Raw genomic sequence first — 16603 nt, 5'->3', positions numbered from 1 at the left:
TTAATATAGGGGGAAGCAGATGGACGTTTTTTGTGCGGGCAATATCTTCCATAAAAACCGTCCTCTGCCATATCATTTATAAAATCTTTGGTATTCGTACCTCTACCGTTGTCCCTTTTCCTAGCTTGCTAGTATAAGATAAACCATAGGCTTCCCCATAAGCCAACTTAATTCGATGATGAACATTCTGTACGCCATATCCTGCAGTTTTAGTAGTTAGAATGGTTTCTAGTATTTCTGGTTCCATGCCATTGCCGTTATCTGAAATAGTAAATAGGAGATCATTATCTGCCTGTTTTCCAATAATCGTTACTAATCCTCTCTCTCTATCTTCTTTATGGTCTATTCCGTGATTAATAGCATTTTCTACTAATGGTTGCAGTAGTAGGTTAATCATCGTATGTCCAAGAATTTGGTCGTCCACAATAATTGAAAGATCAAAGGAATTACTGTGCATCATCTGCTGTATTTTCATATAAGAAATCGTATTTTCTATCTCGTCTTTAACGGTAATCATATTTTTCCCTTTGTTTAAGGTAGTACGATAAAATGTAGAAAGGAGTTGTGCCATCTCGCTAATGTCTTCTTGCCCCACAAGGATAGCCTTACTATTTATCAGAGAAAGACTATTATAAAAAAAGTGTGGATTGATTTGTGCCTGTAATGCTTTCATTTCATATTCTTGCTGAGCAATTTTACTTTTATAAACTTCATTAATCATTTCTTGCAGATTGTGAACCATGTCTCCAAATTGTCCAATTACATCACCAATTTCATCTTGAGAGGAATGGGTCACAGTCACAGTTAAGTCTCCTTTTTCAATTTGCTTCATATTTGCTGCAAGCAACTCCAATGGACGAACAACAACCTTTGAAAGAAAAAAAATAGAAAGATAAAGAGTAAAGATACATAAGATAATAACGATAATTACCCAAGTCATAATAGGTGAAGTAGATTGAGATACGATATCAAATGGTCGAAATAAATAAGCTGTCCACTCGTTTGATTGAAATTTAGCACTTTTGTATACATATTCGTTTTTCAGCGATCCATTATTGATTTTGTTTAATAACTCGTCTACAGAGAGTGTATAAGATTGTTTATTTTTATTAAAGTTTTGATGATTGTAAACAGGTTGCTTTTTCTCATCCAGAATAATGAGTCCATAGGAATTCTCAAATAGGTTGGATAATGGATTAAAGAAAGATTGATAATGGATATCCATGTAGACAATATTTATATTATTTCCATTATAATCAAATATTTTACTAGCCATTTCAAAAGAGTTTTTATCAGAAGAAACGATTAAATGGGCGGAAGCATTTTTGATAACTTCCGGAAACCATTCTAATTTTTCTACATCTGTTAGAGGTCGAAGAAAGGTCCCATGTGGGAATAATGTATTGTTATTGCTATAAACTGTTATCCGATTGATATCGGTTTGTGAATTCTTTACATTGAAGATAAGTGGCTTGAGATGATTTCGATACATCGTATACATATCAAAGTTATTGTCATAATTAACGGTTAACCCGCTTTTTATATTTTGATTCCAAACAATTTGATTCAGGGCATCATTATAGGAATTAATTTTATAATCGAGACTGAGAATAGCCTGATGTAAGGTTTCTTCTAAAACTTCCTTTTCTCGATTGATTAATAGTTTTTGAATTTGAAAGTAGCAATAGCTTCCTAATGCAGTAACAGGCAATAAACTGGATAGAAGGCAGATTACCAATATTTTTCTTCGATATTTTAAATCTTTAAACCATTGGGATAGTTTATTCATTAATTCGTCTTCTCTTTCGTATTTCCATTTGATTGTCTGAATTTTTCAGGGCTTAGACCAAAACTCTCGCGGAAACTGCGGACAAAATAGGAAATATTCTGATATCCTACTTGCTTGCAAATATCATTGATTTTCATATTTGTATGAATTAGTAAGTTCTTGGCCGCATCCATTCGAACCTGTTTTATATATTTGTTGATCCCAGAACCGGTTTCTTGAATAAATACATCACTTAAATAACGCGGTGATAAGTATACTTTATCAGCAAGAATATTCAGGCTTAAGTCTTCAGCATAATGTTCATGGATATATTGCATTACAATATGAATGACATGTTTAGGTGACTTTTCCTTTTTCTCTAGGAAGGATAAGACACCCCTTTTTACTTCTTCTATTATTTGTTCTATTTCTGAAAAATGAGTGCATTTATAAATAGCTGATATTTTTTTATTTAATATCGTTTCTTTGTACTCCGGTAGGGCATTACATAAAATCTGAAGCAATCGTGAAAATAAATAACGTACATAAATATGCGATATTTGTTTTTTGCTATGATATTTTTGAAAAAGGGCATCTATGCTAATTCGAAAGCTAAATGTATCTACATATTGAATGGCATTCTGTATCGATAGCAGAAAATTTTCATCCTGCTCTAAATATTCCTCTTGTTCAAACTTTCCACATTCAATCGGATAAAGATAGTTATCTTTATAGAAAAATCGATCTTCTAAATAAAATTCGATTTGTTTAAATCGTTCAGGAATTTTTTCTGGGGCTTCTACTTCTTCACTAATAGAAAAATAACCATGTATCCCAAGAGCGGAGTGAATCTGCTGATGAATATTCTTGGCAATTAATCTTATTTCTGTATGCTCTATCGGCTTCTTTAATAAGAGTAATAATTGATAGGGATTTAGATGAAGATAGTCAAAAGACATTCCTTCCATACATTGCTTGATTTGTGTGAAAAGGAGGGAGGTCTCTTCTTTGAGCAATTTATCAAATAAAGGTTCTTCAAATTGCATCAGTATCATTCGGCTGTATGCATATAAATAATCCATATCTATGAAAGGGTATTCATTTTTTAATATATCTATGGAAGTGCCATTCAATAATCGATACAATAGATGGTTTTTAAGGAAAGCAATATTCGATTTTTCTCTCTTCAGCTCCTGATTTCGTTGTTCCATATTTTTGATAACAGATGCTATCGTTTGTTTTAATTCATTTGGATTAACTGGTTTTAATATATAGTCAACGGCTCGCAGCGACAAAGCATTTTTGACAAAATCGAAATCGTCATGGCCGCTAAAAAAGATAAGTTGGATATTGGGATTTATCGATTTGGCCACTTTAGCTAAATCTATGCCATTGACAAAAGGCATTTTCACATCTGTAAATAAGATATCAATTGATTCTTTCTCTAATAAGTGGATGGCATCTTTTCCATTAGCTGCTTCTACTATATCGAGTTGAAATTGAAATTTATCAAGAAGAAACCGAATAACGCTACGTTCGTCCTTTTCATCATCTGCTATTAATATACGATGCATCGTAATACCTCCTGACTAAAATTCTAGTTGATTATAACATATTGTCTTTTTTTTTAATGATCAACAGAAAAATTTCCGGAAAAAAGTACATGAAAACGATTTATTTAATATATTCATCTCTTTGTTAATCCAGTAAACTTTAACTATATTTTGGTAACATGTAAGATTCCTTAAAAAACTTGTTTTTAACTTATATAAAAAGGGGGAGGACATTTTATGAAATACAAAACATTTTGTAAGCGTGCGGCATTTGGATTAATGGCAGCTTCATTAACACTGTCATTAACTGCATGTATGGATAATTCTTCATCTAGTGAGAGTGTGACAGAAGATGGGAAAACTATTATTAAGATGGGGAGAGTAACCGCAGCCAATTCTAAATTGCCTGAAGGAGACACCTATGAAAACAATGCATACACAAGATTAGTAGAAGAGAAACTAGATGCTAAAATAGTGGATCAATTCGAAGCAGAAGGTGAGGACTATAATCGACAAGTAGCACTTGCAATCGCCTCAGGTGAGTTACCAGATATGATGCGTGTAGATAGTCGTGAAGAACTAAAAGAGCTAGTGGAAAATGACCTAATTGCTGACTTGACAGAAGTATATGATAAAAATGCGAGCGATTTCATAAAAGAGGTTTATGGTACGTATGATAACAAAACGCTAGAAGATGCAACATTTGATGGAAAATTGATGGCTATTCCAGGTACAATTGGCGATTCTGCACCAAATATAGTGTGGATTAGGAAAGATTGGGTGGAAAAGTTAGGTATTAAATTAGATGCAGATGGAGATAGACAAATTACTTTAGATGAGTTAGAGAGCACAGCAAAGGCATTTGTCGATAATGATCCAGGTGCTACAGGAAAGCCAGTGGGTATACCTTTTGCTTCTTGGTTAAATGCAGGTGATTACGGGGGAAGCGGCATGAATATGACTAGCATTGCCGGAGTGTTCAATGCTCATCCTCGAATGTGGTTAGAAGATAATAAAGGAAATATTGTCAATGGTTCTACAACTGAAGAGACGAAACAAGCATTAGGGGTAATGGCAGATTGGTTTAAAAAAGGTATCATAGATCCTCAGTTTGGAACAAGAATATGGGATGATATTATGGCGCTTGTTACAAATGGTCAAACTGGGATAGTTACGGGACCATGGCATATACCAGATTGGGGATTATCAACAGTAAGGGGAATGGATAAGAATGCTGAGTTTGCCGCTTATGGAATAAAAGGAGTAAACGGAAAAGTGAATGTATTTCATAGTAACCCAACAGGTCAATTTATTGTTGTCCGAAAGGATTATGAGCATCCAGAATTAGCAATAAAAATTTTAAACTTATTCTATGATGAAATTGTAAATGCGGATGACTTACAGAAAGATTATCCAGAAATCTATAAATATGGCGAGTTAGCAGTGGACGGTTCCACAAGGCCATTTAATATCGAAGTTTATAAATCCACCAATATTATAGATGAATATAAATATATTCAAGAAGCAGTGGAAGGGAAAATTTCCATAGATGATATTCCTACTGCTGGTTTAAAAATTGACACGGAAAGTATAATGGCATATCAGAATGATCCAGAAGGAGCAGGGACTTCCGAGTGGGCAAAATATCATTCTAGAATGCTCGGAATGAGTTTGATTGATAAATTCACAAAAGAAGAGCAATTCAATTGGACTACTCCAGTATTTTTCGGTAACACCCCAACTATGGAGAAAAAGGGTGCTAATCTTTTGAAACTAGAAGAAGAAGATTTTATTAAAATTGTAACAGGTAATAAACCGTTAGATTATTTTGATACATTTGTAGCTAATTGGAAGAAACAAGGAGGAGACGAAATAGCTGCTGAGATAAAAGAAGAGTTAGCTGATAAATAATATAAATTTAAAGCTGTTCTAATCATGGAATCCTTCTGTTAAGAAGGAAAGATATTATTAGAACAACTGAATGGTGAGGAGGAATAATATGTTTCAGCAGCCGAATTTGAAAATAGAAAATGGTAAAAATTCATTACCTAGCGCCAAAAGGAAAAAATCAAAAAGAATAGTAACGAAAGAAGAGATGTTTTATCATTCGATGTTGCTTCCTGGGATGATTTTTTTGATTATCTTTACGTTTGTTCCAATGTTTGGGGTAATCATGGCATTCCAGGATTATGTACCCGCAAAAGGAATAATGGCTTCAGAATTTGTAGGCTTCGAACATTTCAAGTATATGTTCTCTTTACCTGATATTGGGAAACTATTCAGAAATACAATTGTTATCGCTATTGGAAAAATCGTTTTAGGATCTCTGTTGGCTATTGTTTTTGCCATTTTATTAAATGAAGTCAGATTGAAACTGCTGAAAAAATCTATTCAAACAATTGTTTACTTACCACACTTTCTTTCATGGGTGGTACTAGCATCTGTGGTTGTTAATATGTTCAGCTTAGATGGAACAATCAATCAGCTTCTAGCCTTTTTTGGCATAGATAAGCAGAATTTCCTTGGAAGTAATAAACTATTTCAACCATTGCTGATAGGGACAGACGTATGGAAAGAGTTTGGTTTTAATTCGATTGTTTATTTGGCGGCATTAACTGCTATTGATCCTGGGCTTCATGAGGCAGCAAGCATAGATGGAGCGAATTGGTGGAAACGCATCTGGAACATTACCCTTCCAGGTATGCTGCCAATTATCCTGTTGTTGGCCGTATTAAGTTTGCCTAACGTTTTAAATGCTGGATTTGACCAAGTGTATAATCTCTATTCCCCAATGGTATATGAATCAGGTGATATATTGGATACTTATGTCTACCGAGTGGGATTAATAGGGCGAGAATATAGCTTTGGTACTGCAGTAGGTTTATTTAAATCGGTAATTGGAATTATCCTGATTCTATCAGCAAATAATGCAGCAAAAAAATATACGGATCGCAAATTATTTTAGGAGGGGAGAACATATGATAGAAAATAAGAGCTTTTCTGCAAAATGTGGCAGATTAACTATTTATGCAATCGTTATTTTCCTTGCCCTTACTTGTTTGCTTCCATTGTGGAATATTGTAGCGATATCATTTAGCGGAGGCGATGCAGTAGCTAGTAATAAGGTTGGTCTAACACCAATTAATACGACCTTAGAGGCATATAAAATGATTATGGATGATAGTCAATTTTGGCGCTCCTTTGGTATTTCCATTCAGAGGGTAATTTTGTCCTTGGTTATTAACATGGTATTAATTGTTACAATGGCCTATCCTCTTTCAAAAACCAAAAGAGAATTTAGAGGCAGAGGAATCTATATGAATCTGATTATTTTTGCCATGCTGTTTAATGGTGGAATGATTCCAACCTATTTGGTTGTGAAAAACCTTGATATGTTGAATACGATTTGGGCACTAGTTCTTCCAGGAGCTGTTCAGGTTTTCAGCATTATCCTTGTAATGAACTTTTTTATCGGCGTTCCCAAATCACTAGAGGAAGCAGCAATTATGGATGGTGCCAACCCATTGCAGGTACTTATTAAAGTATATATACCGATATCGATGCCTGCTTTGGCGACAGTTGCTTTATTTAGTATCGTCGGAAACTGGAACGACTTTTTCTCAGGGTTGATTTATATGACAAAAGTAACTAATTATCCATTAATGACATATATCCAGTCATTGACAATCAGTATTGAGGAAATGCTAAAAGCTGGAGCAACTTCAAGTGACCTAGCAAATGCAGGAGAAGTATCTAACAAGAATCTTAATGCAGCAAAAATTGTTGTTTCATGTGTTCCGTTGCTATTAATCTACCCAATCCTACAAAAATACTTTATCACTGGTATTGTAGTAGGTTCAGTGAAAGAATAGCCTTATTGATTTGATTAAAAGAAAAAAGTAATAAGGTTATCGGTTTCATTGATTCTTGTAGTTTTAATGAAACCGATAACCTCTAATCTTTGGAAGGGAAGGATTTACAGTGAACAATATTTTTGAATGGAACGGACCCTTTTATCGATTTTTAGAAAAAATAGTTAATTTATTCCTACTAAATGCTCTATTTCTCCTTTCTTGTTTGCCTATTGTCACAATAGGATCTGCACTAACAGCTATGTATTCGATAACAATAAAAATGGCTAAAAATGAAGATGTATCAATCGTTAAAGCATATGCCGCTGCCTTTCACAAAAACTTTAAACAGTGTACGATCATATGGTTGATTTTATTAGCAGCCGGCATTATTTTGTATATGGATTACTATTACCTGAATCAATATACAGGAAACTTAGTTTTTCTTGTTAAGATAAGTCTAGGACTTTTTTCTTTTGCTTATATAATATTGTTTAGCTTTATATTTCCTTATGTTGCAAGATTTAAAGATTCAGTAAAGGATTCAATCATTAACACTTGGAAAATAGCACTAGTTCACCCTTTTAAGACAATTTCCGTCCTAATGGTTACTGGGACTCCTATTATAACTTTGGGAATATCAGTCTATTCCTTTTTCTTTCTTTTATACTTTAGTCTATTTATTGGTTTTTCCTTATTTGCTTATATAACTACCTTTATCATTCTCAATATTTATGAAGGATATGAGAGGTGAAGAGGGAATAATCCCTCTTTTTCGCCGCCCTTGTCGTTACTTGTCAAATGCCGTCAAACATGTCAAAAATCCTCGAAATATTTCTTCTTTTATTAGTTGTATCTCTATTTCCACAGTGTTAACATTATTTTGTAAGCGTTTTCCATTATTAGTGCCTGACCATTAAATTATCTACTTTTTAAGGAGGAATTCGATGAACCAACAGACTGTAGTTTTGAAAGAAAAGGTTGGAAAGTTCCTAAGTGGTAAGAAAAAGTTATTTATTAATGGTGAATTTGTGGAGAGTCAAACACAAAAAACATTCGACAGTTATAATCCAGCGACAGATGAGGTTTTGGCAAGTGTATATGAAGCAGGTCCAGAAGATATTGATTTAGCGGTGAAAGCGGCACGGAAAGCTTTCGACGAAGGACCTTGGTCAAAAATGAGTGCTTCGGAGCGCAGTCGTCTTATGTACATACTGGCCGATTTGATGGAGAAAAACAGTGCGGAGCTTGCCCAATTAGAAACGTTAGATAATGGGAAACCGATTCGCGAAACAACTAATGCGGATATTCCATTAGCCATTGAGCATATGCGCTATTATGCGGGGTGGTGTACAAAAATTACAGGACAAACGATTCCAGTTAATGGTCCATACTTTAATTATACACGCCATGAAGCGGTGGGAGTAGTTGGGCAGATTATCCCTTGGAACTTCCCGCTGTTAATGGCAATGTGGAAGCTCGGAGCGGCTCTTGCAACCGGATGTACAGTGGTATTAAAACCAGCTGAGCAAACGCCGTTATCTGCTCTTTATTTAGCAGAATTAATCCAGGAAGCGGGGGTCCCGGATGGGGTTGTGAACATTGTTCCTGGATTTGGGGAAACAGCTGGCCAGCCGCTAGTTGATCACCCTTTAGTAGATAAAATTGCTTTTACTGGTTCTACGGAAGTTGGAAAAATGATTATGGCGAATGCCTCTAAAACATTGAAAAGAGTTACATTGGAGCTTGGTGGGAAATCACCGAACATTATCCTGCCAGATGCAGATTTAACAAAAGCTATTCCAGGTGCATTTAATGGTGTTATGTTCAACCAAGGACAGGTATGCTGTGCCGGATCTAGAGTTTTTATTCAAAAGAAACATTTTGATAATGTCGTTGCCGATATGGCAGATCAAGCGAAAAAAATGAAGCAAGGTGCTGGTATCCACGCTGATACAGAAATTGGACCGCTTGTTTCCGCTGAACAGCAACAACGAGTTCTTGGTTATATTGAAAGAGGGTTAAACGAAGGCGCGCAGCTAGTCGCAGGTGGTTTTAATCCACGTGAGGAAGGATACTTTGTTTCCCCAACTGTTTTTGCCGATGTACGAGATGAGATGACGATTGCCAAGGAAGAAATTTTTGGACCTGTTATTTCGGCAATGCCATATGACGATTTAGATGAGCTGATTAAACGTGCAAATAACAGTGAATATGGCTTAGCAGCAGGCGTCTGGACGAGAGATATTGCTAATGCCCACTACATCGCCAGCAAACTCCGCGCAGGAACCGTTTGGGTCAACTGCTACAATACATTCGATGCAGCCTCTCCATTCGGCGGATACAAACAATCAGGCATCGGCCGTGAAATGGGCTCTTATGCCTTAAACAACTACACAGAAGTAAAGAGCGTATGGGTTTCTATGCAGTAAGGGAATCGGAGGGACGGTTCTTATTGCTTTTTAATCGCATGATATAGCAAGTAGTGGCTGACGCAAAAGTCGTTTAAGAACAACTTTTGAAGTCAGCTTCTTTTTGTTCATATACTAGGATTAATGGAAAGAGTACTCTGTATAAATGTGTATTTCATTTTCACGAGACATAGTAATAAGGAAGGAAGAAGGGAGGGCAACATGTAATGAAGAACATTCTTTTGATAGTTGCGCTAGCTCTGACCATTTTTGTTATTTACCTTATTGCGATGCATCCAAATCCAACTAAAACTGTCTTTATTCCTCCTATATCATCTTTGGAAGAAAGGGTATGTGAAGAAGTATCGGAACAATTTGGTGATTGCAAACGAATCCTGTTGTTTGATGCGCAGTCCCGTATCGTTTTTGCGGAAAATAGGTCGGGGATTGTTCCTGTACTTACTAATAAAGAATTTACTGACTTTCAAAAAATTATTTATCCTATATTAGAATTTCAGGAGTTTCAAGAAGAGAGACAAGAGAGAGGTTCTATTACCTGGCAGGCAAATAATAAGCTCGAAAAGAATTTTTCCATTATTTATGGATTTGCCGAAGATAGCGCCAAAACCATCATTATTACTAGTGAGGGCAATATCCAGCCAAATAAGTTTTTCCTTCAAGATAATCTCTGGGTATGGTATGCGACTTTCCAAAAGGATAATGTTAAACTGCCAGTTGAAGTAGATGCTTATGAATAAATGGAATCGTAGGGACAGTCAGTCTTTTTGCTTCCCTTATTAAAGATTAAAGAAGCTAAGGAGTCTTCCTATGCTTCTTTTTTGGTTTACTTAGGGACATTTCTCGCGATTGATGAATGTCGGGCCAAAGCTAATATGAAAGTAATTTCTCATTCAGGGAAGTAATACCATCGAGAAGAGAATAAGCGTTATATGGTTGAATGTTTCTCGAAAATAATAGGGAATAGGTGGAACAGCCTCTCTGAAGACTAAATTCGGTAGAAAAATGTCGAAAACGGTTGTCTAAAGTATTGATATACGTCAAATTTTGTCGATATGTATATTAAGCAGTATAGTTATATGTTTTATGATGCTAAATAGAGATGCATAAAGGAGACGAGGAAGGATGAAAAAAAGTAAAGACAGATCGATTAAAACAAAATTTATTTTGTATTTTTTATTAATTGGTCTTATTCCAGTAATAATAGCTTCCAGTATTATTTATTATGTAAGTAGTAATAATGCGTTAAACAAGGAAGAGGAATGGCTTGGTAATCAAACAGCTTCTACTGTTGAAAACATGGAGGAATGGATTCAAAAACGTTTGGATGAACTTACGCTTATTTCGAAATCAGATACCATTATCAATGGAGATCTTGCAGCTCGGAGTAAACAAATTAATATAGTTAAAGAGCAAGATCCAACTTATGAATCAGTTGTAGTTATCGGAAAAGATGGAATGGTGGAAGCACATACAGACCCTAGTCTAGTTGGTAAACTAGACTTATCAAAAAGAGATTATTTTATTAAAGGGATAAAAGGCGAACAAAGTGTTTCGAATGTACTTGTATCCAATTCAACAGGGAATCGGGTTCTTGCAATAGCCACTCCGATTATAAATGCCAATAAAGAAGTAGTGGGAGTTGTATCTGCTACCGTTAACTTTGAAAGTCTTATAAAGCAATTTTTCCAAAATGAGACTTCTCAAAATAGTAGCACATATCCTGTTTTAATTGATAGTAATGATATCATCCAATATTATCCTAATGCAGATTTAATCGGTAAGACAATTAAGGAAGCAGGATTTTCCCAAAAAGTAATGGATATATTTGAGGAGGGAAAAACAGCCAGTGGTAATAAGAACGCAAATGTTAACGGAGAAGAAGAACTAGTTACTTATGCTCCACTAAAAAGTGCTGGTTTAGGGATTTATTTATTTACTTCCTTCGATGATATATTACAAGTCACAAAGAGTATAAAGAGTATTACTATTATTATTATAGCAGTGGTTTCTGTGCTGATAATTGGTGTAGCAATTTGGATTGCAAACGGGATGACAAAACCAATCCGAAATATTGTTGCTCAGCTTCGTTTAGTTGCAGCGGGAGATCTTACAAGCAAGGATGTAGCTGTTCACTCTAGAGATGAAATTGGCCAGTTGGCGGAAAATACGAATTCGATGAAACATAGCTTGCGGGAATTGATTAAACAGTTGAAGGAAAGCTCTGAACATACAGCAGAAACATCTGCGCAATTGGCTGTGAGTGCAGATCAATCCAATCAAACAAGTGTAGTAATAACGGAATCGATTCAAACTGTTGCTGAAGGAGCAGCCGATCAGGCGGAAATGGTGACCGAAAGCACAGAAGCGCTTGATGAAGTGGCACAAGGAGTACAGCAAATTGCAGAGGCTTCGGCGACTATTTCTGAAAAGGTGAGCTCAACATTGAATAAAGCCCAAACTGGTAAGGAATCTGTTGAAAAAAATATTACCCAGATGAATACAATTCAACAATCGGTTCAAAACTCAGATGAATTGACGAAATCACTTATTGTAAGATCACAGGATATTGTAAAAATATTGGAAGTTATTACTTCTATAGCTGATCAAACAAATCTGCTTGCGCTTAATGCGGCAATTGAAGCAGCTAGAGCTGGAGAGCATGGGAAAGGATTTGCAGTAGTTGCCGATGAAGTTCGGAAACTGGCAGAAGAATCACAGCGTTCTTCTCAAGAAATTGCTGGGATAGTAACGAAAATTCAAGGGGAGATTAAACAAACGAGCGAATCAATGAATGCAGTCATGGATGAAGTTCAAAGCGGTGTATTGATTGCTAATAATTCAAGAGAACTATTTATGGAAATCTTAGAATTGACATATGAAGTTTCTGATAATATTACCAATATGTCTGCCACTTCAGAAGAGATTTCAGCAGGCGCAGAAGAGGTATCTGCTTCCTTTAATCAAATCTCTACTATTACTAAGAACACAAAGGCAAGCACACAAGAAGTTGCCGCAGCCTCAGAAGAACAACTAGCAGGAATAGAGGAAATTTCCTCAGCTGCCCAAAGCCTCAAAAACTTAGCAGCTGAATTAGAAAAAACGATCACAAAATTTACAATATAGGAAAAAAAGGGGACGGTTCTCATCCGTCCCTTTTTTTATACTCTTTATGAAGGAAGCAGGAGAATCTCACTTTTGGGACTTTGATGGCTAAAATTTATATTTTTTGCAAATACTAACTTCAAACTCTTTCGCAAAACCATGGATTATATTCTCAGTAGATGCAGATCACTAAGCTGTACGCTCAATTACTTTATCTATTAAAAAGGTGGCCGGGGAAAGATGTGAATAAGAATTCATTTGAAAAACTTTTATGGTCCATCGCTTTGCCTGGCTTTGGACAACTACTTAATAAGAAATATATAAAAGGAATTATTTTTATCTTACTTGAGTTAGTTGTGAACATACAAGCTAACTTTAATAAAGCCATTATTTTAAGCTTTCATGGACATACTTCCGCATCTTTAGAGGAAGTTAATCTGAAATGGCTTATGTTTTATCCATGTCTTTATTTTTTTGCGATGTGGGATGCTGTAAAGGATGCTGATGAGGAAGGAGAAAATTCTCCCTTACTATTTCTTCCGTTTGTGTTTGCAGCTTATTTTGTAACAGTAGGATTAATCTATTCATCAGAGGTTTTCTTATTTGGGCATCTAATCGGCCCTATTTTTTTACCAATGCTTTTTGTGTTACCAGGCGTAATCGTTGGATTGGTCATAAGAAAAGTAATATATATATTTACGAAATGAAACGCCATTTTTTAAATGGTGTTTTTCTAATATTCAAGTAAAGGAACGAGGAAAACAACGATTCTTTAAAAGCACCTTAACTAAAATAAGGGAAAGTTCACAAAAAATTTCGGAATACTTTAAAACATATTACATTCTAGTCAATCATAAGCTATTTAAGAAGTAAGGAAGGTTTACTAACTGTCATGATTGGAGGAATGAATGAGTATTTTGCAATCAGGAACTCCCACCTACTTGAAGATAATCAATAAGAGAAAAGTGCTGCAAGAAATTATTGAGGGAAATAAGCTTTATTCAAGAGCGAGTTTGGCAAAAAGATTGAAGCTGAGTAAACCGACTATATCAGCATTGGTAGATGAGCTGGTGGAAGAAGGCTGGATTATTGAAAAAGAAAGCAAAAAGGCGGCAAAAAAAGGGGGGAGAAAACCTGTCCATTTATTGTTTGCCAAAGAATACAAATATACGATTGGCATTGATATTGGAGGAACGACGACCGAAATAGCAATTATGGATTTAGATGGTAAATTTATTCTTCACCGCAAAATCGACACGCAAGAAGCGTTGAAGAGGAATTTTGTCCAATTGCTTGTTGATCAAGTAAACAGCATGTTATCAGACCAGAATATTAGTCATACGAAGGTGTTGTCTTTAGCGATTGGTGCACCGGGTATGACGGATTCTGAACAAGGAATAGTGATCGAAGCACCAAGCTTAGGGTGGCTGCATTATCCATTAAGGGAGCAGATGACAGAACATTTTTCTTTCCCAATATACATAGAAAATGATGTGAATATGGCGGTACTAGGTGAATGCTGGAAAGGAGCGGCTAAAGATAAAGCACATGTTGTTTTAGTAACAATAGGTACAGGAGTCGGCTGTGGAATTGTTATAAATGGAGAGTTATTTCGCGGCAGTCAATTTGCCGCTGGAGAAATGGGTTATATGATTACCAATAAAGACCAGGCAACCGAAGGCTTTGAATCCATTTTCGAAGGCTATGGTTTTCTGGAAAATCATACTGGCGGCCCATCTATAGTAAAGCAGTATCAAAGAGGTCTAGAGATTAAGCAAGAAAAGGAGTATAGTGCAGAGGAAATCTTTGAGAAGGCTATCGCAGGAGAAGCATTTGCAAAGAAAGTCATAAATGAGGCATTAGATCATATTGCTGTCTCCTTAATTAACATAGCAGCATTGCTCAATCCAGAATGCATTATTCTAGGGGGAGGAATATCGAAGTCAGGATATTGGTTTCTCCCTAAATTACAAGCCAAAATTAACCATTATTTACCCATTCAAAGCAGGACAGAGGTTATGCTGACAAAGCTGCCTCAAGCATCCTTATTAGGTGCAGCGGTTCTAGGTATGAAAAAACATGAATTATTATCTAGTTGAAAAAATAGATTAGAAGGGAGATATACATGCTCGTTCAAAATGATTTTCAAGTGATTGATATACATGGTCATTTGCCAGCTAAAGAAGGGAGCAGCTTTATCAAAAGATCAAAAACGGGCGATCAATACAATGCAGAAAGATTAGAAAGAATCTTATTTGGAACAGATTCAAAAGGATTTCCGAGAGGTTTTTCCAATCGGTATTTACAAGAACAAGTAAGAGTATGTAGAGAGATAAATATGCAGGAGGATGCTATCGAAACTATATTTGAAAATAATGCTCGCCGTTTTCTCCATTTAGAGAAGGGAGTGAAGCAGTATAATGCCAGACAGTAGATCCCAAGTCTATGTAAACCATATCTTAGAACCCATCTATGATTTTACGAAACAACATTACCTTCCCTATTTATTAGAGATTAACATCGCCCATGCTACTATGCTAGCCCGCCAAAAAATCTTAACAATAGAAGATACCCAAAAAATCATTAAAGCGAATCAAGCGATATTAGCAAAAGGTTATCCCAAAAACTATAATCCTCTTTATGAAGACTTATTTTTTATGCTAGAAGAAGATTTGAAAAAGGAAATCGGCGAGGTGCTTGTTGGAAATATGCATATTGCCTTTAGTCGAAATGATATGGATGCAACCATGTATCGAATGGTATCTAGAGAAAAGCTCCTGCAGTTTCTTACCTTACTTGTAGAGTTAAAAAAGGTATTGTTACGTTTGGCAAAAGAGCATGAACTAACGATTATGCCAGCCTATACCCATAATCAGCAAGCACAGCCGACTACCTTAGCCCACTATCTGTTAGCCATCGATTGTAGTTTACAAAGGGACTTGGAACGTGGTTTCACTCTTTTAAGAAGAATCAATGAGTCCCCAATGGGAGCTGCTGCTTTAGGGACTTCTGGTTTTCCAATTGATCGTTCATTTGTGGCAACCCAATTAGCTTTTGATAAACCAATGGAGAATTCCTATGATTCTATTAGTGCTGCTGATTATATGCTGGAAATAGCTAGTGTGATCAAGATTACTTTAAGTACCTTATCGCGTTTTACTCATGATCTCTTGTTTTTTACGACAAATGAAGTAGAAGCAATCAGATTAGATAAAAGCTTAGTGCAAACATCGAGCATCATGCCTCAAAAACGCAACCCTTCATCTTTAGAACATACGAAATCTCTCATTAGTCGGACAATTGGGGAAGTAAATGCTGCTTTTATGATGTCCCACAACACACCTTTTGGGGACATCGTCGATATTGGGGATGATATCCAGCCTATTCTTATCAATGGCTTTTCTCACTCTTATCAAATTATCGAATTGCTGACAGAAATTCTTAAAACGATGGAGGTGAATGTAGATAAACTCCTGACCCGTTGTTCAGAAGGCTTTTCCACCGTAACGGAATTAGCGGATGTACTGGTTAGGGAGTGCCAATTATCCTTCCGCGATGCCCATCAGATTGTCAGCATTTTGGTTCAGCGATTAGCTAGTTCTAGGAAAAAAATAAAAGATGGTTCTGCTGAACTAGTCAAGCAAATTTCTCAGGAGATATTAGGAACACATCTTCCTTTAACAGAAGAACAATATCAAACTGCGATTAATCCTTTTCATTTTGTTATGGTTCGCTCTGCTTTTGGAGGTCCTAACCCAAAAGAAACAGAGAGACAGCGAATAAAGTCCATTCAAAAGCTTGCTGACTTTTCAAAAGAAGTAGCAATATATAGAAACAAATTTACTTCTTATAAGCAGCTGCTTCGCAATAATAACTAACTTGTTTAATAGGAGGGGT

At 35.9% G+C, this 16603-nt stretch carries 12 protein-coding genes and 1 pseudogene; 11 read left to right on the top strand and 2 right to left on the bottom strand.

Annotated elements, in window-relative coordinates:
* Positions 1-76: 76 nt before the first annotated feature.
* Positions 77-1789 (bottom strand): sensor histidine kinase, encoded by a 1713-nt coding sequence (locus NSS71_RS16420; RefSeq protein WP_047942062.1) that lies wholly within the window; start codon positions 1787-1789, stop codon positions 77-79.
* The gene (locus tag NSS71_RS16415) at positions 1789-3342 is read right to left on the bottom strand and encodes a response regulator transcription factor (RefSeq protein ID WP_095322491.1); all 1554 of its coding nucleotides are present in this window, start codon (positions 3340-3342) and stop codon (positions 1789-1791) included. The genes NSS71_RS16420 and NSS71_RS16415 overlap by 1 nt, the downstream gene beginning before the upstream one ends.
* Positions 3343-3558: 216 nt before the next feature.
* On the opposite strand from NSS71_RS16415, the gene NSS71_RS16410 reads away from it, so the two are divergent.
* The 11 genes and pseudogenes from NSS71_RS16410 (at position 3559) to argH (ending at position 16584) form a co-directional block, all read left to right on the top strand.
* Complete coding sequence (locus tag NSS71_RS16410; RefSeq protein ID WP_341151829.1) at positions 3559-5232, top strand: sugar ABC transporter substrate-binding protein; 1674 nt, start codon at positions 3559-3561, stop codon at positions 5230-5232.
* Between the two features lie 184 nt (positions 5233-5416).
* Positions 5417-6286, top strand: coding sequence for an ABC transporter permease (locus tag NSS71_RS16405; protein WP_047942167.1), 870 nt, complete (start codon positions 5417-5419; stop codon positions 6284-6286).
* Positions 6287-6299: 13 nt separating this feature from the next.
* The gene (locus NSS71_RS16400) at positions 6300-7193 is read left to right on the top strand and encodes a carbohydrate ABC transporter permease (protein ID WP_341151828.1); all 894 of its coding nucleotides are present in this window, start codon (positions 6300-6302) and stop codon (positions 7191-7193) included.
* Positions 7194-7302: 109 nt separating this feature from the next.
* A complete protein-coding gene (locus NSS71_RS16395; protein WP_047942071.1) occupies positions 7303-7926 on the top strand; it encodes a YesL family protein in 624 nt (207 codons plus the stop codon).
* A gap of 193 nt (positions 7927-8119) precedes the next feature.
* The gene (locus tag NSS71_RS16390) at positions 8120-9604 is read left to right on the top strand and encodes an aldehyde dehydrogenase family protein (protein WP_341151827.1); all 1485 of its coding nucleotides are present in this window, start codon (positions 8120-8122) and stop codon (positions 9602-9604) included.
* Between the two features lie 206 nt (positions 9605-9810).
* A complete protein-coding gene (locus NSS71_RS16385) occupies positions 9811-10341 on the top strand; it encodes a hypothetical protein (protein ID WP_341151826.1) in 531 nt (176 codons plus the stop codon).
* Positions 10342-10726: 385 nt separating this feature from the next.
* Positions 10727-12727: a methyl-accepting chemotaxis protein gene (locus tag NSS71_RS16380; RefSeq protein ID WP_341151825.1), complete on the top strand. Its 2001-nt coding sequence runs from the start codon at positions 10727-10729 to the stop codon at positions 12725-12727.
* A 221-nt stretch (positions 12728-12948) separates the two neighbouring features.
* Positions 12949-13413: a hypothetical protein gene (locus NSS71_RS16375; protein ID WP_047942076.1), complete on the top strand. Its 465-nt coding sequence runs from the start codon at positions 12949-12951 to the stop codon at positions 13411-13413.
* A gap of 201 nt (positions 13414-13614) precedes the next feature.
* On the top strand, positions 13615-14805 hold the full coding sequence (locus NSS71_RS16370) for an ROK family transcriptional regulator (RefSeq protein WP_047942078.1): 1191 nt from the start codon (positions 13615-13617) through the stop codon (positions 14803-14805).
* A gap of 143 nt (positions 14806-14948) precedes the next feature.
* Positions 14949-15140, top strand: a pseudogene (locus tag NSS71_RS16365) (amidohydrolase family protein); the annotation flags it as partial.
* Positions 15127-16584 (top strand): argininosuccinate lyase, encoded by a 1458-nt coding sequence (gene argH / locus NSS71_RS16360; protein WP_095259247.1) that lies wholly within the window; start codon positions 15127-15129, stop codon positions 16582-16584. The pseudogene NSS71_RS16365 and the gene argH, both read left to right, overlap by 14 nt.
* Positions 16585-16603: the final 19 nt, after the last annotated feature.

The sequence above is a fragment of the Niallia sp. FSL W8-0951 genome, from assembly GCF_038006525.1.
In the GTDB taxonomy this organism is placed as follows: Bacteria; Bacillota; Bacilli; order Bacillales; family Cytobacillaceae; genus Niallia; species Niallia circulans.
Note: the sequence above shows the minus strand (reverse complement) of the source record. Positions and strands in the feature narration are given on the sequence as shown.